At 57.3% G+C, this 23,227-nt stretch carries 18 protein-coding genes and 3 pseudogenes; 5 read left to right on the forward strand and 16 right to left on the reverse strand.

Annotated elements, in window-relative coordinates:
- Positions 1 to 249 precede the first annotated feature (249 nt).
- Positions 250 to 540, forward strand: coding sequence for a group II intron maturase-specific domain-containing protein (locus P3T21_RS36745; protein WP_429260785.1), 291 nt, complete (start codon positions 250 to 252; stop codon positions 538 to 540).
- 77 nt (positions 541 to 617) lie between these two features.
- Here the strand turns inward: P3T21_RS36745 and P3T21_RS36750 are convergent, their stop codons facing one another.
- The 13 genes and pseudogenes from P3T21_RS36750 to P3T21_RS36810 form a co-directional block, all read right to left on the reverse strand.
- Positions 618 to 1,064: a hypothetical protein gene (locus P3T21_RS36750; RefSeq protein WP_429260769.1), complete on the reverse strand. Its 447-nt coding sequence runs from the start codon at positions 1,062 to 1,064 to the stop codon at positions 618 to 620.
- A gap of 312 nt (positions 1,065 to 1,376) precedes the next feature.
- Positions 1,377 to 1,667: a DUF1330 domain-containing protein gene (locus P3T21_RS36755; protein WP_429260770.1), complete on the reverse strand. Its 291-nt coding sequence runs from the start codon at positions 1,665 to 1,667 to the stop codon at positions 1,377 to 1,379.
- Between the two features lie 830 nt (positions 1,668 to 2,497).
- Positions 2,498 to 3,592 carry an SDR family oxidoreductase gene (locus P3T21_RS36760; RefSeq protein WP_429260771.1) on the reverse strand — a complete coding sequence of 365 codons (1,095 nt, stop codon included), beginning with the start codon at positions 3,590 to 3,592 and terminating at the stop codon, positions 2,498 to 2,500.
- A 1,190-nt stretch (positions 3,593 to 4,782) separates the two neighbouring features.
- Positions 4,783 to 5,447: pseudogene (locus P3T21_RS36765) on the reverse strand (IS6 family transposase); the annotation flags it as partial.
- A 265-nt stretch (positions 5,448 to 5,712) separates the two neighbouring features.
- Positions 5,713 to 5,787, reverse strand: coding sequence for a pyrroloquinoline quinone precursor peptide PqqA (pqqA, locus tag P3T21_RS36770; protein WP_429260786.1), 75 nt, complete (start codon positions 5,785 to 5,787; stop codon positions 5,713 to 5,715).
- Between the two features lie 634 nt (positions 5,788 to 6,421).
- Positions 6,422 to 7,078 carry a response regulator gene (locus tag P3T21_RS36775; protein ID WP_429260772.1) on the reverse strand — a complete coding sequence of 219 codons (657 nt, stop codon included), beginning with the start codon at positions 7,076 to 7,078 and terminating at the stop codon, positions 6,422 to 6,424.
- Positions 7,079 to 7,154: 76 nt separating this feature from the next.
- Positions 7,155 to 7,457 (reverse strand): pyrroloquinoline quinone biosynthesis peptide chaperone PqqD, encoded by a 303-nt coding sequence (gene pqqD, locus P3T21_RS36780; RefSeq protein ID WP_429260773.1) that lies wholly within the window; start codon positions 7,455 to 7,457, stop codon positions 7,155 to 7,157.
- 19 nt (positions 7,458 to 7,476) lie between these two features.
- The gene (pqqB, locus tag P3T21_RS36785) at positions 7,477 to 8,424 is read right to left on the reverse strand and encodes a pyrroloquinoline quinone biosynthesis protein PqqB (protein ID WP_429260774.1); all 948 of its coding nucleotides are present in this window, start codon (positions 8,422 to 8,424) and stop codon (positions 7,477 to 7,479) included.
- Positions 8,425 to 8,584: 160 nt separating this feature from the next.
- Complete coding sequence (locus P3T21_RS36790) at positions 8,585 to 10,207, reverse strand: PQQ-binding-like beta-propeller repeat protein (protein ID WP_429260775.1); 1,623 nt, start codon at positions 10,205 to 10,207, stop codon at positions 8,585 to 8,587.
- Positions 10,208 to 10,432: 225 nt separating this feature from the next.
- The gene (locus tag P3T21_RS36795) at positions 10,433 to 11,539 is read right to left on the reverse strand and encodes an alkene reductase (RefSeq protein WP_429260776.1); all 1,107 of its coding nucleotides are present in this window, start codon (positions 11,537 to 11,539) and stop codon (positions 10,433 to 10,435) included.
- A 194-nt stretch (positions 11,540 to 11,733) separates the two neighbouring features.
- Positions 11,734 to 11,997, reverse strand: a complete 264-nt coding sequence (locus tag P3T21_RS36800) for a DUF1330 domain-containing protein (protein ID WP_429260777.1) — start codon at positions 11,995 to 11,997, stop codon at positions 11,734 to 11,736.
- A 427-nt stretch (positions 11,998 to 12,424) separates the two neighbouring features.
- Entirely contained in the window at positions 12,425 to 12,787 is a 363-nt protein-coding gene (locus tag P3T21_RS36805; protein ID WP_429260778.1) for a DUF3331 domain-containing protein, read from the reverse strand.
- Between the two features lie 705 nt (positions 12,788 to 13,492).
- Positions 13,493 to 14,565, reverse strand: a pseudogene (locus P3T21_RS36810) (IS5 family transposase); the annotation flags it as partial.
- Positions 14,566 to 14,928: 363 nt separating this feature from the next.
- On the opposite strand from P3T21_RS36810, the gene P3T21_RS36815 reads away from it, so the two are divergent.
- The 4 genes from P3T21_RS36815 to P3T21_RS36830 all read left to right on the forward strand — a co-directional run bounded on the left by P3T21_RS36815 (position 14,929) and on the right by P3T21_RS36830 (position 19,346).
- A complete protein-coding gene (locus P3T21_RS36815; RefSeq protein WP_429260779.1) occupies positions 14,929 to 15,642 on the forward strand; it encodes an SDR family oxidoreductase in 714 nt (237 codons plus the stop codon).
- Between the two features lie 5 nt (positions 15,643 to 15,647).
- Entirely contained in the window at positions 15,648 to 16,388 is a 741-nt protein-coding gene (gene pqqC, locus P3T21_RS36820; RefSeq protein ID WP_429260780.1) for a pyrroloquinoline-quinone synthase PqqC, read from the forward strand.
- The gene (gene pqqE, locus P3T21_RS36825; protein WP_429260781.1) at positions 16,385 to 17,575 is read left to right on the forward strand and encodes a pyrroloquinoline quinone biosynthesis protein PqqE; all 1,191 of its coding nucleotides are present in this window, start codon (positions 16,385 to 16,387) and stop codon (positions 17,573 to 17,575) included. The genes pqqC and pqqE overlap by 4 nt, the downstream gene beginning before the upstream one ends.
- Before the next feature lie 955 nt (positions 17,576 to 18,530).
- Positions 18,531 to 19,346, forward strand: a complete 816-nt coding sequence (locus P3T21_RS36830) for a prolipoprotein diacylglyceryl transferase family protein (protein ID WP_429260782.1) — start codon at positions 18,531 to 18,533, stop codon at positions 19,344 to 19,346.
- Between the two features lie 238 nt (positions 19,347 to 19,584).
- Here P3T21_RS36830 and P3T21_RS36835 read toward each other — a convergent pair.
- The 3 genes and pseudogenes from P3T21_RS36835 to P3T21_RS36845 form a co-directional block, all read right to left on the reverse strand.
- Positions 19,585 to 20,376, reverse strand: a pseudogene (locus P3T21_RS36835) (serine/threonine protein kinase); the annotation flags it as partial.
- Positions 20,377 to 20,668: 292 nt separating this feature from the next.
- Positions 20,669 to 21,022: a response regulator transcription factor gene (locus P3T21_RS36840; protein WP_429260783.1), complete on the reverse strand. Its 354-nt coding sequence runs from the start codon at positions 21,020 to 21,022 to the stop codon at positions 20,669 to 20,671.
- Between the two features lie 1,493 nt (positions 21,023 to 22,515).
- A complete protein-coding gene (locus P3T21_RS36845) occupies positions 22,516 to 22,992 on the reverse strand; it encodes a DUF417 family protein (protein WP_429260784.1) in 477 nt (158 codons plus the stop codon).
- Between the last annotated feature and the right edge of the window lie 235 nt (positions 22,993 to 23,227).

Raw genomic sequence — 23,227 nt, forward strand, 5'->3', positions numbered from 1 at the left:
TCTCCCGAATCTATCCGCGAGCCATCGATCACGCGCTACCACTAGCGTGCCACGCGCGCGCGACACATCGCGAACGGTCGACGCGAGGCGCTTACTGAGGAGGCGGAAGATGCGCTCACTCGCCTGCGGGCTTGGGTGGATGCGAACGGCTTGACACTCCATCCCGACAAAACCCACGTTGGGGATTGTCGGCTGGAGGGTCATGGGTTCGAGTTTCTGGGCTACCGGTTCGAGGAGGGCCAACGTTGGGTGCGCAAGAAAAGCCTCAAGGGACTGCGGGATAAAATCCGGGCCCAGACCCGGCGTAACCGGGGTGACTCGATCGAGGACATCATTGCCTCGATCAATCCACTTCTGCGTGGCTGGTTCGGCTATTTCCAGCATGCCCACCGCTACACCTTCTCGTCCGTCGACGGCTTTGTTCGTCGCCGTCTGCGAGCGATCCTGCGCCGACTCTGGACCCATTGCGGAAGTTCGCGCTCCTGTGATGAGAGGCAGAAAACGAATCGACAGCGGTCGTCGGTCGACACTAGTCAATGACAGACGAATAACCGCGGCCTGATTGCGCCACGATGCACGCCACACAAAACCGCGTGCCCGTGCGGCAACTTTTGATCTTATTCATCCGTCGTCTTGTCGGCTCGATGACGTCTCGCCGCGCGCTCATTCTCGGCCGCATCTTTGTCGGCTGCTTGACGGAGTCCGAGAGTCATCAACTCAAGTCTGTTCAGAATCGTCGGCGAGTTACCGCCCACGGTGCCCAAGCCTACTAGGCAGGCGCTTGTGCAGTGAGGCCAGAAGGAGGCTGCAATAGCTGAAACAGTGAAGCCTGACGGGATAGCAACGGCAAACCGGCCCTCGATATACTTGAAGTTCCCGTCCGTCGGTGCGCGACTCGCCTCCGCATGCAAGTCGTATTTCTTGTCGTCGAGCATTAGCCGCCACACGTACGGAAACACCCCGATCGTTTCATCGCGACGCGGAACCAGTCGAGGATCCTGCCGCGAGTCAACTGGCTGCCGCTGAACGGCGGGCGCGAAATAACCAAGGTCGCCGCTGATCACGATCACTCGTTTATCGCACGCCACACCCTCCATTCCAGCCGTGATCACAGCGCCCAGCGCAAGCCCGGCACTCGTCGAGACTGTTACGTCGTTCGGCTACCGACCAGACCATCTCCGGATCGCCATCTTTGATGGCCCTCCCCATTGATAGCGAGCTAGATGCCTCTCTGCAATGGATACCCAATCGACTGGGCCGTCTCCGCTTCGGTGCAAATAGCAGCGATGCTTTTCTTCCCCCGGGAGCCCAACGAACCTTTGGGATTTGGCAAGACGCAGACTACCGGTAGGTACCGCCTTTGAGGCGCCGGTGGATTACCCGGCGCCTTCGACGATGAAGACGCGGTACTCGGCCCCAGCATGTCGGTGTGTCGATGCTTCCCGATAGGCTGGGCTGTCGTACCAGCGTCTCGCCTCTTCGATCGTCGGAAACTGAAGGATGGCGGCCCCCTCCATCGTCGGCCCTTCGAGCACCTCATGCTTCCCGTATAGCGCCAGAAACGATACGTTATGCCCTTCAGCGGCTGCTGGCGCCTTCTGCGCGTACGCATCTAGCTCCGTCTGTTTTGTCGTCTTTTCTCGAGTGAAGATGACATACGCGACCATGGCTGAATACTCCTTGTCTTGAGGTCGGGGTCCAGATGTTCAATAGTTTGGCCGCTTGCGTTCGACTTCTTGCCCGGCCGTCTACAAAGCTACGGTATCAAAGGCCTACTAACTATGATAGAACGCGGATGGAATAGCACATATTCCCGTCGAGAATCACCGTACCGGCCACCGACTCCTGCTCCGCTGATCGACGGGTGATATTTCGCGTGGTGCGCTCTATGCAACCGGCATCACGAGTACTCTTAATTATACTAGATGACGCATGGACACACGAACGGATACGTTGACTAGCTTTGGCAAGCTGAAGCCCTTGGTTACAGGATGACGACCTCACTCGCATAGCGGCCCGTTATTGTTGATCTACGCTAGCGGATTTCACACGCAGATAAACGATTGATGAGCCGGAATTCGCCCGGATCAGTTTGAAAGACGTTTTCCGCTGACGGAGGTACGGGCGCGCCCATCGAGACGCTGTTTGGCGGCGATCTGCGAAAGGTCGCGATCGCGCGCTGGTGTTTCTGCCCGATGCGATTCCTCGTGAGTTGCCGCTTGAGCAACTCAGCGGTTCCGAGCTGATGCGTTGCCCGTCTCCCGATGACAGAGTCGGACCGCCCAATTTCGCCCCTCACCGTCTCAGGCGCCGCCATACAATTCCGCACAAATCCGACGTACTTGACCCGCCACCTTGAACTGGCCGAACTCTCAGTGTCTGCTGCCGGATTTGGGGTTACAGGCTGTCCGCCTACGCGGGAAGCGAGCGACCGTCAATCGCCTCATGCCGGCGAACAAAGTCCTCCGCTTTCCCGCGTTGCGTCAGCACGCCCTCATTACAGCGCCGGCGGCAAAAGCTTCCGGTCGATGAAAGACTGAAGAGCGTCGCAAAACGCATCTTGGGTGTCGACCGCAGCGTTGAATCCGGCTTTCCGAAGCTTGACGGTGCTGACAAAAGCGACGGGGCCGGCAGGGGCTCCAGATGCAAACGCAAAGTCGGCATGTTGATCACCTTGTCCGACAAACGAACGGAGATCACCACTCGCAAGGTCGTACCTAGCAACGATCTTCGCCCAGACGTCCGCGTTATCGAGAATGTACTCCGTCACACTAGTAGGCTCGTCCCCCCCCGCCTTTACGCCTAACGTCTTCGCCATCGCCGGCCACACACTTCGCCATTCGAAGACATCGCCGTTGGTGACGTTGAAGATTTCGTTCGCTGCTTGAGGGGATTGCGCCGCCCATGCCATCACCTGGCCGACGAGATCGGCATCTGCCATTTCCCAAACGAACGACGGGCCGCCGGGAAAGCCGAATGCCTCGCCCTTTTCGCGACGGATAGCTGCATACACACCGATTGCCGGAAGAACGTTGAGAGCTCCTGGCGTCTTGCCGGTAACGAGTTGAGGGCGCAATACGGTGTAAGTGAAACCATACTTCTTAGCCGTGTCGCGAACGTAGTCCTGCTGATCGAAAAAGAAGTTCGCGTGATCATCACGTGGGTCGCTCTCCCGTGCGGGGATCGCGATGGGGTGAAGGTGAACGCCGTATGCCTTCGTTCCCTGCAGGATAGACACATGCTTGAGCGCCGATTTCCCTGAAATGAGGGGCTCGATCACATTGCGCAGCATCGCATTGTTCACTTCGATCTGATCTGCGTTCGACCAACCGCTTACCAAAGCATCGGAATTCTCGTAAATTGCCGCATACGCAACATGCGTAATGTCACTAAGCGCAGATAGCGCGTCACGAGCGGCCTTCTCGTCACGCAAATCCACCGAGACGAACTCAAAGCCCTTTCCACTCGGTAGCACCGGCTTGCGCCTCGAAACGCCAACCACATCCCAGCCTGCAGAGAGGAAGGATTCAATAGCGGCTACGCCGATGAGTCCGCTTGCCCCCGCAACCAGAACCTTATTTCTCGTACCCATCACTTTTCTCCGTTTTCATCGTTTCTATCAAGACCCAAACAGTCACGTTCGATTCTAAAAATATCGAAACCTGCTTGAATGCGCTTCCCGACTAGCCATCGGTCACGCCAAATTTAGTCTCGACGTTCGTTGCGCGGTAGTGTCGGGCATGGAATCATGGTTATTCCGTCGAGTAATACCTCAAGCTGTGAACGGAGCGATATGCTCGATGGCCTGTAGCCTCTAACCTTTACCCTGCTCCCAAGGTGGCAGTTCCAGGCGAAGGTCGCGCAGCAATGGTGTGTTTGCGGGAGCAATGTCTGGCATTGTTTTCAACCACATCATTCTCGTCGTCGATAGTTAGCGGCTATGGGCGCAGGGATTCGGAACAGGTTCTCGACATTGACATTTGGATGCAGCGTGGACGGCAAATCCCAGCCTCATCGCGATTCTTGCGAACGACGCGGCCTACGAGACCCTCGAGCACCACATGCGGGCGCCCGCCGCCGCGCAACTGCATGACGATTTTTGCAGACGGATCGGACAAAACTCTAGCCGCATTCTGGGAGGCTTTCCCGATCTTAAAGGTCGGTTTGGGGGCGTACATGAACAGTCCATTTGCTCCGAGAATCCGAACAAGTCGCAGCAACAGTCAGCGGTCGAAAGAGGCGCCAGCGGCTCAAGTAGTTGACGGGCATGTAGGGGATGATCCCTGTGTGCTGCGTCAGTATCCAATACGGTTCTACGTCGCCGCATCTCCTTGACGATCCGCCCCGGTGAATGCGTCCAGCCGTACACACGTCACGCATGAAGGCACAAGAACCATCAAAGGCTGCGCAACGTGCCGCGAAGGCCCTCTCCTCCGTGGGATGCAAAGACTAAAGCAGGCCTTCGTCGGCATGACGGTCTTCCAGACTACATAACCGAAAGGGCACGACCATGACGGAAAGATGGAAGAGAAGGTTGTCGTTCTCGAAATCGTCTTCCAGCCATTTTTCTTGACAGCATCCTAAATCAGGACCATACCGCCATGGACCATTACCGTTCGGCCAATGATGTGATCCGAATCGCTACGCCAGAAACGTCGTCACGCCAACAATGCCCTTCGGCGTCGAATACCGCCCAAGAGGATGTCAGTACTAACGTCGTTGATCTCCTTGTCTTCCTTCGTGATTGTTCGGGCGCAAACAGATGGGCTGAACGGTCTTCTATCAATAGATCAGGATACCGCATTGCATCGAAAGAACTGCATTCCGGACTGCAGACACAATGGCGTCTTTGAATCGCAACCTGATAAGACCAAATTGCTCCTTGTGAATGCGATGAATTAACTCAATGCCTGCGAGGGTGATCGCGGCGCGCCTGAAACGTTTGAAGGCGAGCGTGGCATTCGTCCTGGACTTGACGTTATGATGGTCCTGTTCGATCAGGTTATTCAAATACTTCGACGATCGAATCGCCGTTTCCTTGGGCAGCATCCCATCCATCTTCATTTCGTCCACCGCGCGGTGCGAGGAGGCATAGCCATCGAGCGTGATGGTCTTCGGCGGCTGACCCCGATGTTTGATGGTTTTACCGAAAATGGCTTCGGCAGCCTTCACATCGCGCTTCACGCGCAGCATGAAGGCCCCCGTCTGGCCGGCCCAGTCAACCGCCGTATAGAGATATGCCCACTTGCCGCAAATCTCCAGGTAGGTTTCATCGACGCGCCAGGACTGTTCCGTGGGCGTGCCAAAACGATTCCAGCGCTTGACGGACTCAGGCGCATAGCGCTGCACCAGCGCAGGATCGTAGTGTGTGCGAGCGACAAACTCCGTTCAGCCATCATCTCAACCAGATTACGCAGACTGAGTTTGTAACAAAGGTACCAGCGGACAACTCGTCCAGACTCTTCGGCTTGCTCATCCTCGGCCATCAGTTTCGGTTAGCCCGGCAACTCTAACCGATTCGCAGCCCCGATTTGCACCAGTTCCCGCTCAATGAGGATTCCATTACCTGTTGCGAATATCGGTAGCCGCAATGACTTCGCACATACGACGGCAGTAATGCAGTCCGGAAAGGACGCACAAAAGCGGGACATGGCCGGCGCGGGCTATCCCCCCTACGGTTCCCCCTTTATCGGAGGAACCGTTTTCTTGGGCTCAGCGAACTGCGATATACATCGTGATTTCAAAACCAAACCGCATGTCAACGTATGACGGCGTCGTCCATTCCATGATTTCTCCTTCAATTCCCTAGCGGGATAACGTTATGAAAATAAACTCCTTACCTTGCAACGTCAATCAGCCTTAGCCGAAACGGGCTGCAATCTGCAGGATTGCATCTGTACACCTGAACCTACAATCCCAGTGGATTTCGGTAAGGATCCACCAGAACACTGAGATATCCACGTACACGATGAATGTCAAACCCTGTGTCCCCACAGACCGAAGCGGTCTACCTAGTTCAAGTCATCAATAGAGTTAGTGATCTCCGGCGCCCCTGTTTTGTGTGTTGTAAAGTTTTGTATGCGATACAAACCAGTCTCCCTCAACATTGCATTGGGGAGCGGCCCCACGTCTTCACGAACATTAATTGTTCGGATTTGTCTCTGTTGTCGTGGTACCGGCCGGCGCCCTCATGCTGAGGAAATAGTTCATCACGAGGCCTGCATTATTTATAGCTTCGTTGGTATCCGATGCTACCCAGACGCCAACACCCAAAACAACAACCGTAAGCAGCGAGAAAGCGGCCCGTTTCGTCGAAATGCGCCTTCTCGCCTTAGGCATGCGTTCTATGTCCATTGGAAACTCCTGAATTGAAGTGCGTTTGAGCAGGGCCCCATTGACCCGCCGGAAACCCGGGTCGCCCCTACGTGAAGCCGGTCGAGAAGCGCAATCCGAGACGGTCCGCCATGCGCGCGAGCTGCACGCCATTGCTGGCGCCGAACTTATCTCGGATCACCGACTGATGGTTTGCAACAGTTTTTTCGCTAATACCGAGCTTCTCACCGATGATCGGCAGCGTGTACCCTTGTACGAGTAGCCGGAGTACCTCAAACTCACGAGCGGATAGACTGCGACCCGACGCTTCTTGCCGAAGCGCGTCGCTTGTCGCCAGCCCATGAGTGACATCAGCGCTCAGATATCGGGCGCCCCGCGAAACAGCACGAACCGCTTCCACTAGCACCTCGGGAGCGCTTGCTTTTGTGACGTACCCCATGGCGCCAGCGTTCAGTGCGTGTCGCACGAAGATCAATTCGTCATGCACACTGAACATGAGAACACGCGCCGCGGAGGATCGTGCGAGCATACGCCGAGTTGCCTCGACCCCGCTCGTTCCGGGCAACGATACGTCCATAACCACGACGTCCGGGCCTAGCGCGCAAAAGCGTTGATAGGCCTGCGCGGCGTCAGCAGCTTCGCCGCATACATGAAGATCCGTTTCCGACTGAAGCAATCGCCGATAGCCCTCGCGCACAACGGCATGGTCGTCGACGAGCATCACGGAGATACCTGGGTGAGTCATCACCGCCCTCTCCCACGTTTCCCCATTGCGTGGCCCACCGTACGTCTCGGGTTCGTGCTAAATGGCGTCCTCCCGGTCATACTATCCACTCCATCCAGCCCCGTGCGGTCGCCTCTGCCAGAAACGCGGTGATCGGTTGGGAAAGGTCGAACCTGTTAAAGGCCGTCTCAACTTCAGCTACAACCCGTTCCAGCTCGCGTGTACCGTCGCAGCGCCTGATGATTTCAGCAGCGCTCTGATTGAGCTTTACCATGCCTTCCGGATATAGAAGTACAAACGTGTCCTGGGCCGGCTCGAACTGAAGACGAAACAGCGCTCGTAAGGTGGGACGCGCAGATTCCGAGTCGCTCTCGGAGAGACTCATCGACGTATCGTTCATTCCTAGCCTCCCTTTCCTATCAAAGTTCAAACATCATGCCGTCATGACCGACTTCGATGCCGTGATCGACAAGCACGCCGCGCTCGGCACTGTCCTCGATAAGAACCGGGTTCGTATTGTTGATATGGATGAGCACCTTGCGCACTGACTGCGGCGATGCAACGCCTTCAACATAGCGCGAGCCGATGGAATCGAGCACCTCGATCATCCCGCCGCGCCCCGATTGCGGCAGATGGCCCATGTCGGCGGCAGTCTTATTGGAAAGGCCTTGGCGGACCATTTCGTCGCCAGTCCAAAACGTACCATCCACGAGCAACAGGTCCGCTTCGCGCATCGCTTTTAGTACCTCAGGGCCGATCACACCAAGCCCGGGTGCGTAGAACACGCGCTTTCCGCTATGACGGTTTCTGATGACGAGGCCGATGTTGTCGCCACGCACCGGTGTTTCGCAATGTGGCGAGTAAGGCGGCGCCTTACTGGTGAGAGGGAGCGCCGTAACTTCCACCCCAGACAGACCGGCGACTTCAAAAGGTTCGCTTTCGAGCGCAACCCTTCGACGTTCAATTCCGCAGTAACGCGACAAGATTGGTCCGATCGGAAAGCCGCTGGTCAGGTCGTCCCATACTGCATCGGTGCAGTACAGTGGCAACGGTGTGCTCCGCTCGCGTAGCATCAATAACCCTGTAACATGGTCAATCTGCGAGTCCACCACCACGACCGCCGCGATGCCGCTGTCCCGGGTGCGTCGCGCCGGTTGCATGTCGGGATTTGCGGCGACCTGCGTGAGCAAGTCAGGTGATGCGTTGACAAGCAACCAGTCCTCGCCGTTCACGGTGACTGCAATTGACGACTGCGTGCGCGGCGTCGCACGAATGCGGCCCCGCCGCACGCCCTCACAATTGCGGCAGTTGCAGTTCCACTGCGGAAAGCCGCCGCCGGCGGACGACCCAAGTATCTTGACTTTCATGCTGTGCGGCGTTCTAGCGCCATCGATAGTTTGAAAAAATGGACGTCCACCGACAGTGTGCTAGGCGCACGCTTTGAGCCGATGATTCCGGGGCCCGCCGCGGCTCCGGTTTGCCGATACGGCGGGCCATGCCGCTACGAAACGTAAACTCTTCTCCGGGTTACAAGCCCAATACCACGACCTTTCCCGTCGCAACCTTTACAGGCCAGACCGGCGATGTCATCCCGGCTGCAATCGCAACCTTTTGACTGCCGGCATCAACGTAGGTGATCACCCCCCCGCCAATGGCCGCTCCACCAAGGTCCACCTTCAACAACTGTTGCCCAGTCGCAGCGTTGTAAGCGTAGAAGTTACCGCCGATATCGCCGAAAAAGACTACACCGCCAGCGGTCGGCGTCACCCCACCAAGAATGGGGAAGTTGGTCTTTACACGCCACTTCCATTTTCCGGTTTCCGCGTCGCTGGCGTACAACCAGCCAGCCCATTCGCTCGCCGAGTCGTATTTGCCCCAAACATCCAGAGGATTTTTCGTCTCCATGCCCGGCCAGATATCACCGTTCTTTACGGCCTTTACCTCAGCACCAGTCTGCGCGACGACCGTGAAGCAATGCTCCACCTCACCAGTGAACACCAGATCGTTCTTCGGATCATAAGCGGGGCCGTTCCATTCAGCGCCGCCAATCGAACCGGGGCAGACGTGTTCCTTCTTGTCGGGAGAGAAACTCGCGTCCGTATTCTCCATGCGAGTAACAGGCACCTTGTATGAAATGGTCGATGACGCGACGTCGATCCCATACAGGTAGCCATTCTTTGGAGCCTCGAAGAGCATCGCTTTGCCCGACTTCGTTTTCACGATCAATGGCGCCGTGTCCACATCCCAATCGTGCCAATCATGCGGCACAAGGGACCAATGGTGTCGATACGCGCCCGTTTTTGCATCGAGCGCGACTAACGAGCCAGCGAACAGATCGTCACCCTCCCGCACACCAGGAACAAAATCCGGGGCGGGGTTTCCACTAGGGATGTAGAGCGTCCCTGTCTGCGGGTCGATCGAATACGACGTCCAGGTTGCGCCACCGGAAATTGGAATGTCCGGAGTATTCCTCCAGCTCGCCGCCGCATACGGAGCCTCAGGAGCTGACGGTCCGCGAGCGACGTCCCCGGGCTTCCTGGGCACGAGATAAGCCTCCCATACAATGCTTCCTGAGGCTGCATCGAGGGCGTACATTCTTCCCTTCACCCCCTTGTTATCGCCGCCAGCCTGACCAATAAAGACCATCCCGTTCCACGCGATCGGTGCCGCAGGAACCGACTCATGCAGCGTGGTCGCATCGGCGATGGTAGTCACCCACAGCCGTTTCCCAGTCGTGAAATCGTAGGCTATGACCCGGCCGTCCTGAGTACCTCGAAAGATTCGTCCGTCAAGGTATGCTGCACCGCGATTGACCTTTAGAGGACTTGCAGGCGTGTATTCCTCATGCACACGCCAGTTCTCCTTGCAAGTCGACGGATTGATCGAGAAGGTGTCTTTTTCCGTCGTGCCGATCAATGCCCCGTTTACGACGATGATGCCGGTCTGAAAGCTCGTGTGCTCACCAGTGTCGTACGTGCAAAGCACCTTCAGCTTACCGGCATTTCCAGTTTTGATCTCCGTAAGTGGCGAATACCGGTCGGAGTTCAAAGTCCTGTTATAGCTTGGCCAATCTCCTTCTCCTGCCACGACTGCCGAAGTCGCACAGGCAAACGCCGCTATGGCAATCGACGCTCTCAGATATCGTTTCAATTTGCTCCTCCATTGTTTTACGTGTTGATGGCCGAACTCTGTTTGGCCTGCGACTTCGCTGCGATCTCCTTTAGCGACGGACTACCGGCTAAATGATTTCCTCTGCAACGCTTATCAGGTCGTGTCCTCACCGACCCAACAGATATGTAGTACTTACGTTTTTCTTTCGGTTTTGATATACGTGTGTAGCCAGAAATTGCGCGGACCTCAGGTCGTCACGCCCCCTCAGGCGGCGCGTTCCTCGAGCGCGGGATAGTCCGTGTACCCCATTTCCCCGCCGCCATATAGCCCAACGTAGCGCAAATCGTTGTATGGGCCGCCTTGAGCGATCCGAGCTGGTAAATCTGGGTTCGCCAGAAACATTCGACCAAAAGCCACCGCGTCTGCACCCTGTCCTGCGATCAACTCTTCGGCCGCTTCCGGAGTTATGCCCGCATTTGCGATGATCGGACCACTATAGTAGGGCCTCACCATCCCGAGAAGCTCCGGAAGATCCGGGGAGCCGGTCCACGCATTGATATCGCAAATGTGGGTGTATGCGACCTCATACTTCTGGAGTATCTGCGCGACCCGCTTGTACGTGTCGGCAGGGTCCGGGTCGCGAACATTGTTGTACGCTGCAGTCGGGGAAATCCGCACACCCACCTTATGCATCGGTACCACGGTCGCGATCGCCTCCAGTACATCGCGAAGTATTCTGGTCCGGTTGTCCGTAGACCCGCCATATTCGTCTGTCCGCGCGTTGATGGTCGACGAGAAAAACTGATGCGGAAGATAGCCATTCGCGGCGTGCACTTCAACGCCGTCAAAGCCCGCGTCGATCGCATTCCGAGCCGCCACCCTGTATTCCTCGACTGTTTCGTGAATCTCTTGCAAGCTCATCGCCCGCGACGGCGTGGCTGCAATTCGCACGTAATTTCCGTTCCTCAACAGCCCGTACACCTGCAAGGCATCGAGATCATCATTCACGCCCGAAGGCGACAACGGCTGTTGTCCGCCGAGAAGGCCCTCGGCGCCGACTCGCCCGCAGTGCCAAAGCTGAAGAAATATGCGGCCGCCTTCCTTATGTACTGCGTCTGTGACGAGTCGCCAGCCATCTACCTGTTCGTCACTCCAGATACCCGGCGCATGCTCAAATGCGCAGGACCGAGCGCTAATGTTCGTGGCTTCAGAGATGATCAGACCTGCACTCGCGCGTTGAGCGTAGTACTTCGCGTTGATCGGCACCGGCACCCCGCCTTCTCCTGCTCGGCAGCGAGTGAGAGGCGACATTATGATCCGGTTGCGTAACGCGACGTCCCCTACTTTCAGTGGCTCGAAGACGGATGACATTGCTTTTCTCCCACAACGTTAACGTTAAAATTGAAGCGCACGCCCTCGGGCGACCGGATTCTTCGACATTGGGGCGGCCTGTCGATCGGCACCCGGGCAACCCGCCTTGTCCGGATTTCGGCAGAGGTATCGATATCCAGTCGGCGACATATTTGCGCTCGCGCGGTGCACTCTCTCGCCCACCACATCTCTGCTTAGTTACAGCTCTCTACGATGAAGCCGCGGTACTTCGCGCCGTTATGCCGATGCGCGGCGACTCCCCGATAGGCTGAACTCAGGTGCCATTGCCTGGCTTCCTCAAACGTCGGAAACCAGAAGAATGACGGCCCCTTAAATCGGCTCGCCTTCCGGCACCTCCTGCTTTCCGTATAACGCCAGGAACGAAATCCACTGCCCCTCAGCAGCGCTTGGAGCCGCCCTCGCGTATCCTCTCGAGGTTGGACAACATAACCAGCCATTCTCCTGGCGCCTTCGCATTCCTACTATTTTAAGAATTCTACCAACGCCGATTTCTAACGTTTCTTTGAGACCTGCCGCACCCATCAGTGGATGTTGGTCCTGTTTCTCACCTATGCCTTATTTATCGACCGACCACTTAAGTCTAATGGTCCAAGCTAGCGCTTCCAAGTTATTTTCTGCAGGGAATTACCCTAAGTTCGTGAACCTGACTTCTTGATCACATCTTGATTGCAGTACCGCAGGCTGCGGTACCCGAATTCCCGTTGAATGTAATCTGACGATGACTGCATCTCTTCCTCATCCTCATGTAGCAATGAGGGAACGGGAAGTCAAAAAAATTACGTTCCGTCATCGCGACTCGTCATCTTGCTTCGATATCCTACGGGAACGAAATACGCTCATTTCCATTCCCAGTCGGAATAACTGTTATGCCAGTTTCCGTGGTTGGGTTCCGCGAAATACGATCGGGGTCCGCGTGGCATGCCGATCGAGCCCGCGTCGAGCAAAGCAACCACGCGGGCGATAGGAGCCGGATTTGCCGATGGTCCGATGCCCCAGCGCGAGGAAACATCCGGGCGGTGTCCGTCGAGGTGCAAGTTGCGGAGAGTCGAGGTAGATGGCGAGAATCATCGCCGAGGCGTTGACCGGCGTATCGCTGGTTCGCCTCGGTCGATACACCGCATTACCACGCTTTATCGGTGTGCCGCTCCAACACATGTCCCGCTCCGCCTTGTAGCCGTTCTTGCGCAGACATGATGTCAGTAGCTGCAGCCGATCGGGTCCCGCCATGAGAGGACTAAGGTCAAAGGAGATAAACGCTCCGGAATTTCAATCTTTGCGTTCGCTCCATCGGGGACACCCGAGGCGCGGTCACGTTGCAAAAGGGGGCACCGCACGGACCGGCCCGACGCCCGATCGCGGGAATCACCGCAGGCGTCAAGCGCCCTTACGGTTTGCCTCCAGCGAAACGCTTGCCCATTGATGAGCGTGGCAGGGTCGCCGTAGGCGGACACGGGTGTGTTATGCATTGACGTCCCCGCAGCGATCAGGCCGTTGCCGGCCGACGATACACATCTGGGGTTTCCCGCATCACGCTCCGCTCGACGTAGAGGGCGTAAAGAAAGCGCAGAAGAATCCGCCTGTTTCAATTCCCGTTGCAGTACCTGCGAACCGACATCCTGCGTCGCGAAGACCCGACGAGCGGTACCCGGTATGCTGCAGGTAATGTTATGTCTATCGCGCGAACCATCTGGACACCGTGACGCCGCAACGTACCGCGAGGCATGTTGCGGATGCGAAGCTTGCCCAACAACTAAAGGGGACATCGGTCCTATGTGCCTAGCAGGCCGCTAAAAAGAACCTCGTCAAGACTACCAAAGCAGTGTGCACGGGGTTTGCGCGTGCGATTTGCTGTTGAATTACGGGTTCGCCGGGTGATTTTTGCGGGCAATTCTCATGCTGGCGGCGTCGCCGCGCGTTGCGGCTCATCGCACCGCTCCCTTGCGGCACCACACCTGGCATTCGAGCCAGGCGGGTCAGATTGCTCGCAACCATCGTCAGCCTGAAGTGCTGATCGACGCGCCTGATGCCCTTATAAACCGTCGGCCGGATTCGGCCGACGGTTTTACCCCAGCCGAATTGCTCCTCGATGCGTTTGCGGATGACCTGGCTGACCCGATAGCCCGCATGCCGGGACGTGCGACCGTCGATTGCGCTGCCGCCGTGGCGATCGTCGTTGCGCGCGACATACGGCGTCACGTCACGGGCCCGGCAATCGTTCACGAAGTCGCGGGTGTCGTACGTCTTGTCGGCACCGACTGTCTTCGCGTGCCCGCCTGGCGCGCAGTCGAGCAGCCACAAGGCGCTGGCCCGCTCGGCGAAACCGTCCGCATGACTGACCACTGCGCCGACCACCCGCCCCGAGCGGTTCTCCATCAGGATGTGCCCGTGGTAGTGGAGTATGGCCGGACTCTTGCGGCTCTTCTTGAACAGTCGCGCATCCGCATCCGTGCTCGACTCATGCGTATCGTTGCTGCGCCGCGTGCCTTTCCGTGTCGGCGTTGCATCGGCCACTTGCCGGCGGTCCACCGTCCGAACCGTCCTTCGCACGGAAGCTCCTGTGACTGGCTCATGCCAAAATCAGCGTACTGTTCACCGAGAAATGGTCTCTCGACAGCAGGCCCCGCTTGTCCGTCAGACTCATCACTTCAGTGAAGAACGCTTCCACTACATCATGTTCCAGCAGCCGGTCGCGGTTCTTCGAGAACACCAAATGGTCCCACACAGCGCCCTCGATCGCCAGCCCCACAAACCAGCGAAACAGCAGATTTGGCGCATCTGCTCCATCAGCATGCACTCGCTTTGCACCGCGTAGACACCTCCTACAGCAGCGCGCGCAGCAGTTCCTCCGGGGCAATCGAGGCCCGGCCGGTGTCCGCATAGATCACGCTGAACAGCCCGTTGAGCCGTTTAAACGCATCATTCACCAGCAACCGGACCGCTCGCAACGGGTGATCAGTCGGAACGAAGTCCTCCAGCCTGACCGTTGTGAACAGGGGTTCCTGCATCTCAACTATTCAGCGGATCGTATCTGCTACGAAAGATCATGAACACGATATCCATAACGCCTGTCCATCAAACCCTGTTTACACGGGATCGAGTTTCAGCAGCCTGCTAGGGCATGCGGGTCTCAGCTGAAACCCGTATGGCCCCGGCCTTGAAGAGTCGAGACCTGCGAGGAATGCCTCGTCGTGAAGCCCCCTTGCTGGAATAACAACTATTCCAAATCCTCAGATGCGTCGCCCGACACGCACAAGTACGATTGGGTCGTATCGTATCGTATCGTAGCGTCGGCGTCGTTTGGCTACGCCTCACCGGCGGCCCAGTCCGCAACAGCGTGTTAAAAGTCGATCAATTACTAAGTCATGCATATGGGTATTCTTACGTCAAAGAAAGTACTAGTCGTTGGTGGCAGTTCTGGGATCGGCTTGGCGGCCGCAAAGGCGTTGGCCAATATCGGTGCGAACGTCCTTATTGCATCGCGCAACGCACAAAGGCTGACCGAGGCCGCCGCACAGGTTGGCCATGGGGCGCAAACCGCTGTACTGGATACAACAAGTGACGCCCAAGTCGAGGCGTTTCTTCGCGACGCAGGGCAGTTTGATCATGTGCTGATATCAGCCGCTCAGACGCCGGGCGGCCCTTCACGCACGCTGGAATTGTCGGACGCCTACGCGGCGATGAACAGCAAGTTCTGGGGCGCATATCGGCTGGCCCGCGCCGTCGACATCGCCGCCAGCGGCTCACTCACATTCGTATCTGGCTTCCTTAGCGTGCGTCCGAGCCCGAATTCAGTCCTTCAGGGCGCCATTAATGCGGCTTTGGAAGCGCTTTCGCGAGGTCTCGCACTCGAGCTTGCGCCGATACGTGTGAATACCGTGTCGCCAGGCCTCGTGGCAACACCCCTCTGGAACAAGCTGAGCAAAGAGGCACGTCACAGAATGTATGACAGGGCGGAAACTTCGCTTCCGGTACGCCGCGTTGGCCAGCCGGAAGATATCGCGAATGCCATCGTGTACCTGATGACGAATCCATACGCGACGGGATCGACCGTTCTCGTCGACGGCGGCGGCGCTATTGCCTGATGGGCATGAACGCCGCGGACACATTTGGCACCGGAGTGGGGCGCCTCACTGACTCGGCGCAACCCGCGTGGAGTCGCGCGGAATTCGAAGCGCAATTGCGCGCGAATGGCACCTCCTATCACATTCACCACCCGTTCAACGTGAAGATGAACAGCGGTGGTTGCTCGCGCGAACAGATCCGCGGCTGGGTTGCCAACCGCTTCTACTACCAACTCAAGATACCGATCAAGGACGCAGCGATCCTGTCCAACTGTCCCGATCGCGCGGCGCGACGCATGTGGGTGCTGCGCATCCTCGATCATGACGGCCATGGCGGCGAGGAAGGCGGCATCGAGACGTGGGCGCGCCTCGCCGACGCAGTGGGGCTCACGCGCGACGAACTGTGGTCACTCGAACACGTCACGCCAGGCGTACGTTTTGCCGTCGATGCGTATGTGAACTTCGCGCGTCGCGCTCCGTGGCAGGAAGCGGTGTGCTCATCGCTGACCGAGATGTTTGCGCCTAAGATCCACAGCGATCGCCTCGCGACCTGGCCCGCGCACTACCCGTGGATCGACCCGGAGGGCCTCTCGTATTTCCGCTCGCGAATTGTGCTCGCAAATCGGGACGTTCAGCATGGCCTCGCGGTCACGCTGGATTACTTCAAGCGGCGCGAACAGCAGGAACGCGCGCTCAGGATCCTGCAGTTCAAGCTCGATATTCTGTGGACCATGCTCGATTCAATCGAAAAGGCCTTTCCGCAATGAACAATCATGCCCAGCCTGTCGCCGACGAGGCGTCGCAAGCTGCGCCCGCTGCGCTCGCACCACCACTCTGGCTGCTCGCAGAGCTCACGTACCGCTGCCCGCTGCATTGCGTGTTCTGCTACAACCCGGTCGACTACACCGCGCACCGTCGCGAACTCGACACCACGCAGTGGCTCACTGCGTTGCGCGAAGCGCGTGAGCTCGGCGCGGCGCAACTCGGGTTTTCCGGTGGTGAGCCGCTTTTGCGTGATGATCTCGAGATTCTCGTGGCTGAAGCGCACAAGCTCGGTTTCTATACCAACCTGATCACGTCGGGGATAGGTCTGACCGACAGGCGCCTCGGCGATTTGAAAGCCGCCGGCCTCGATCATATCCAGTTGTCGTTCCAGGACTCGGCACCCGAACTGAACGACTTCCTGAGCAGCACGCGCACGTTCGACCTGAAACGGCGCGTCGCAGCGTCGATCAAGGTACACGGTTTCCCAATGGTGCTCAACTGCGTGCTGCACCGTTTCAACTTGCCGCACGTCGACAAGATCATCGACATGGCGCTCGCGATGGGCGCCGAGTATCTGGAACTCGCGAACACACAGTACTACGGCTGGGCACATACAAACCAGGCGCAGCTGATGCCGACACGCGCGCAACTCGACGCGGCGGAAGCTGTCGTGGAGCGTTATCGCCAGGAACATGGAGAACGCTGCAAGATCTTCTTTGTCGTACCCGACTATTTCGAGCAACGGCCGAAACGCTGCATGAACGGCTGGGGCGCGGTATTCCTCGGCATTGCGCCTGATGGTGCGGCGCTGCCCTGCCATAACGCGCGCAGCCTGCCAGGGATGACCTTACCGAACGTAACGCAGATGCCATTGCGGGAGATCTGGTACAACAGCGACACGTTCAATCGCTTCCGCGGTAATGGCTGGATGAGAGAACCGTGCCGCAGTTGCGACGAGAAAGAGCGTGACCTCGGCGGCTGCCGCTGCCAGGCGCACCTGCTGACCGGCGATCCGGCGAATACCGATCCCGTCTGCAACAAGTCGCCGTTGCACGAATCCGCGGTAATCAGCGTCGTGCGGCGAGCCGCAACGCAAGTCGAAGCGCGCGAGCAACCCGTGCTGTTCCGCAACGACGTGAACTCGCGCAAGCTGGCTGCACGGGCAGCGCTAGAATCAGACATCTCATGACGCCCGGTGACCTTGCGGTCTCGCTGGTCGACCAGTGTGCGATCCTGTCGAAAGGTGACCCGCGTGTTCTCGAACTGAGCGTCGAACGGATGTGAACGGCTTAGGCCCTTGGTTCACCGCACCGCCCGCCTCCGCGCCGACCCACCGCGATAGTCCATCCCCGAGGTTTTCGGCAAGGCGGGCGGAGGGCTCTCCAGCACTACGTGGTGTGGAATTACCCTGCGACCACTTCGCTAGTCAACGACGGGGAGTCCGTATAGCCCCTCTCATCGCCACCGCAGAAGGTCGAGCGAGCTAATGATCGCGAAGTCCATGACCATCAAGGCAGGGGTGGTAGATCTGGCAGGCGTGTGGTAGAGGCGGTTTGTGCTTACCTCGGGAGGCCTGCCCGATGTCCTAGACTCAGGACTCAACGGCTCGGGAAGAATGAGTGTTATGCACGTGAGATCCTAACCGTTCCCGGTTCCTCTAAGTACCGTCGGCCTATCCTGCGTGGAATGGTAGCGAACGGGAAGCACTGAAGCCTTAGCGCGAAACTCGGATCACTTCTTCGTTTTCAGCAATTTGTTCTCAAAAGGCGGATCAAAGTTAGGTAAAGCCAGAGCAGGTGGCTGAATCACTCAACGGGACCCGTCACGACAGCGTCCTAAATGATCCGAACGGGCATCTTATTGAGCCGCGCGGGACTCGTGAGCTTCACGGTTTTATAGGTCGCTAACCCAACTGGCTGCTTGTGGGACCCCAGCTCAATTCCGGCAGACGTAGATTTTCGCGCGAGCGTGTCTCGCTCAGTCTTGAGAGGGTGCGAATAAAGTTGCCAATCGCGATCGAACTGTGCTTGCGAGTCCGCAACGAGGCTTCGGAATCTAACACGCATCGGGACAAAGATCGTTCATTCTGGGCCGGAGCCGTGTACCGACTCCGTTTTGCCCTTTAAATCGAGGGATTTTAGTGCATGAATATCGGACCTCTTTCTCTCCCAATCGGGCCAATTATCTTCTTCCTGAGTGTTGCAATCGCAATCTTCGCAGGTTGGCTCATAGACAAAGGGCGCAGAGACACCGATCCCGTTATTTTTGCAGCGGTAATCATCGGCTTGATCGTTGCACGGATATCGTTCGTTCTGCAATATCTGCCCAGTTACCAAGACAGCCTCTTCAAGATACTCGATTTTAGAGATACAGGCTTCGAACCGTTGCCCGGTGTCGTAGCGGGTCTCATCACCATTGGATTGGTCCTTGCGCGTCGTAAAAGTATTCGACGACCGTCGCTCCTCGCGACTGTTGTTGGGTTGGCAGTCTGGGGAGTGGCCAGCGCGGCGACAGGTCTCATGACTCCCTCCTCTACTGTGCCGGACAACTCCCTTTTCAACGCAGCAGGTACGTCTCAGCCTCTCGCGCCTCACGACGGAAAGCCACATGTCATCAATCTTTGGGCGACGTGGTGCGCTCCTTGTCAAGCCGAGATGCCGATACTTGCGAATGCGCAGGCAGGGTACCCCGGGCTGGATCTGGTCTTCGTCAATCAGGGGGAGCGGCCCAATACAGTTGACTCGTTTATGGCAAACCTAAATTTGCACGTCAATAATTCCCTCTTTGACCCTAGTCTTAGCGTTGCCAAGGCCACTGGCACGAAGGCGTTTCCAACCACGCTCTTTTACGACGCTTCGGGGCGCTTGTTAGAGAGCCACCTCGGCAGATTCTCCGAGGCAACACTCGAAGCGACGATCTCGCACTTGTATCCAGGCATCACCACGCGTCGAGCGAAATAATGCGTTGAGGATGCCAGTATTGAACGTCTTTTTAACTACCCGCCCGTTGCCGACGACAGCCGAGCCGTACGCAGACCGCACATTGGGTCTGCTGGGAATTCCGCAAGCCGCAAAGGCCGATGCCACAGCCTCGACTAATCCTGGCAGCTTTGAACCCACGAACAATCATGCTGGAGCCCCTGCCAGCGTCGCTTCCTCACATCGCGCTCGTTTTGCCGCGGCGTCTGCCTTGCATCTTACGTTCGAGGTCCCGCTTGACCCCTCCGGCGGTCTGGTAGCGCTCTTCCGGGGTCTTGGCGAGCAGCATCATGAGAATCGACGACAGCGCGGAAGGAATCGTTTCCAAGCGTTCGTTGGGCGGCACTGGCTTTCTGGCAATATGGCAGTGCACCCACTACATGGGATCTGCTGCCGCATATGGCAGCACGCCGGTGAGCATCTGATAGAGCGTGACGCCAAGCGAATAGAGGTCGCTACGTGAATCGATTGCCCGATTCATCAGTCCGGTTTGCTCCGGCGCCATGTAGGCCAGCGTGCCGGCAATCGTCTCGGGCGGCTCGGGTGCCTGCCGCTCCCGCGGCAGTCGGGAGGCGATGCCAAAGCCGGTGAGTCGAGGCTGGCAGTCCGCGCAGTTCACCAGGATGTTGGTTGGCTTGAGGTTCTTATGCACGACGCCGCGCTGATGGAGCTTCCCCAGCGCTGCGGCAATGCGCACACCAAGGCGCAGCGCAAAGTCTACATCCATCGGTGAGCCAAGTAGCCCATCGAGCGGCTCCCCTCCTGGATCCTCGAGTATCAGCAAGGGCCGGCCGCATTCACGAATCAGCTCAAGGGGCCGCACGGCCCACTCGCCACACAGCTCGTCCCTCAACTCGAATTCGTGTGCGAGGTGATCGTCACTGGCAGGGAGTGAATGTTCGCCGGCCGGTCGCGCAATCAGTACAGTGCCGCCGCCGTGTTCGGCTCGACGCCGCCCTCGACAAAGGATGCGCTCGCCATCATCTGACAAGACTTGGAGAGTGTTTCCCATTGGCCCCGTACTGTATAGGGTTCATCTGCCGCGCCGTGGCGTCAGGCTGCCGCCCATCATCGGGCTATGAAGGGCACTTCCCGCTCCTTCGAACAAACTGGGTAGGTGCGCTTAAAAAACGGACGGTCTCTGCACAGCCGGAACGTGCCGAGCACGCAGCCATTCTAAGCGTATACCTCGGGGACTGCCCGGCCATAGGGACTTCCTCTGAGTCCGTGATGAGAATCTGCACACGCCACGCTGAATGTTCTCGCGAATGGCGTACTTGCGCGCTTGCCGTGCGGACATCTCTCTATGGCTTACCGATTGCGACTGACAGCCAGTGTGTCATGCTGGCAGCAGGATACGGTTTTTCCAGCAGCACCAATGCATCCGAGTTCGCGGCTCTGGCCTGTAGCGATGGCGTCGGATACGCGCTGACGAAAATCGTCGGCGGCGCATAACCTTGCGCAAGCAGGTATTCATACATGTCTATGCCCGACATACCAGGCATGCAAATATCGGAAATAAGACAGGCGACGTCGACCACACTCGCAGAAGTCAAAAATTCTTCGGCTGACTCATACAGTCGCACTTGAAAGCCGAGCGATCGGACGAGATTACTCAACGCCAGACGAGAGCCTTCGTCGTCGTCAACAATTGACACAATTGGTGTCGTCCGCAAGATGGCGCCCTCGAACTCTCTCCGGGATGACAGCAGCCTTTGTGGCCTAATCTCTCCACATCTAACAGAATAACTCTCGACGGAGCGACCGCGAAACGATACATACGTATATGAACGAACCCAACTAGGGATTCAGGCCCACGCACCCTTGAACGCAAACTCTCTCTACCGCGCGTGAGAGTCAAGCTCAACATCGTGGCACCTGTAGTCCCGCGATGGAATAGATGATAGAAATATCCTAACGTCTCTTCACTAGCCGCGCACAGGTTCGCGCCGTACGGCTATACCTACGTATATACGCACATACCCTATTGATATAAACCGAACACTTTGGAACGCGGTGAGACCGACACACTTCTGGAATAAGTCCTCGGAGTCAGGATGAGTTGAGCGATTTTCGATATCCTTGCTCGGTATCATTTAAACTTCCCGCCTCGTTCATGCAAACCGCACACGATCGGCTTACGGCGACATCTCCCGCCTTAGGCCTCGAGCACCCTTGGCTGGCGCAGCGCCCTATTGACTACTTGGTCATCAACGTCGGTCTGATCGAGAAAGGCATCGACGTCTCATTTCGCGTTGAAAATGCTTGATACTTCCAACTTGAACGCGCAAGAAATTGACGAAGCACGGCAAATCGTTGTAAGCGCACGTTGTTACTTCAAAAAGCCTGGCTCGGCGAAGAGACCCGCCGCTCTTACCTCAAACCAATGTATTACCCATAGCCGTAGCAGCGGCAATGTAAGCAAGCGTTTTGGTTCTTCCCGTATGGAGACTTGAAGAAACTCTGCACATGAAAACGAGACATGATTGCTGCCCCACTGGTAACGCCCGACCGCCACGTTGTCGACCAGTTTCTATAACCAGAGTATGTTGAGCGTGCTATCCACGGCGATATGCTCCGGAACCGGCAAAAAATCCCCAGACGCACCCAGACTCCACAAATATCGATGGAGAACTAGCACGTCGGCGAGTAGCTCAACACGTCATGCTTCAAGCAGCCGGAGGATCTTCGCCAGCAAACAGGCACCGAACTCAATAGCCCCTGGCGGCGCTCCGAGGAATTCCGACGTCACCCCATCGACGGGGCATTTCAGATAACCCGCACGTGCCGAAATCTGTCTTTCAAACACACAACGTTGCGGCGTTCCGAACCCTCCTCGGTAAAGCGCCTCCCAGATGACTCCATTGTTTGAATCGTCCTAACTGCTAGGGTTTTTCGACCATCCTCATTCTAGTTGTTATTAGATATTTTCTTGTGCTCACTACCGCGACCGCACAGCGTGGCAACCTGGGACCGTCAGCGTAGCGACGTCAATCAATCGTGAAATTACCACCCCGTTCTGATCGTGCTGGCAAATGTCTAGGGGGTGCGGACACTACGCCGACATTGCACAACGCCGGACGCCCACAATGAGATCGGATGCCTGTGGCAGTGCGTATCCTCAATCTCAATGGCCGCCCCCACACAATCACTATGTTTGCTGGCGCGGCACCAGTGAAGCCAGAAGCAATGTGAAGCATGCGGCCAGCAACGCGATATCCTTGACCAGAAACTGCTCTACCAGAGTGGAGATGATCGGGAAACCACTCTCGCTATGCAGCGTGATGCCCGGCGTGCTGAAAACGAATGAGATCGTCAGCAAGAATGTCATGCTGGCCAACGACGCCCCTAGCGCAGAAACAACCGGAATGAATGAACCAATGATCAGTGCCGCTGCGGTCAGCAGTTCGATGGTACCAACAATCTTTGCTTCTCCGCGCACGCCGAACACACCCAGCCAGCTCATGAACGGGCTATGCGAAATCAAGGGCGCTATTGAGTCGGCTGCATACGGGGTGAACTTCTGGATACCAAACCAGATGAAAATGAACACCATCGTCCATCTCAGCAACGCAAGATGCCAATACGCGCCGCTGCTTTTTTCTGCAACCCGGAAATCAAGTTTCATGGCTATCACTCTCAATTCATGAACACTGCGACGTACGCGCAAAAAATACTGAACAGGTAAAGCCTCACGCTACGTCTTCGACGGCACAACCCGGGCACGCCTGGATCGTTGCCCGCTTTACTGGCAGCGCGGACGCCGGGCGAAACGCATCCGCGCATCGGTGGCTTAGCGCACCGGAGGGAAATCCAGATCGGTATCGTTGATGCGGTTGAACGTGTTGGTGAACACCGTCAGC

Origin of the sequence: Paraburkholderia sp. GAS334 (assembly GCF_050436625.1) — a bacterium.
Lineage (GTDB): Bacteria > Pseudomonadota > Gammaproteobacteria > Burkholderiales > Burkholderiaceae > Paraburkholderia.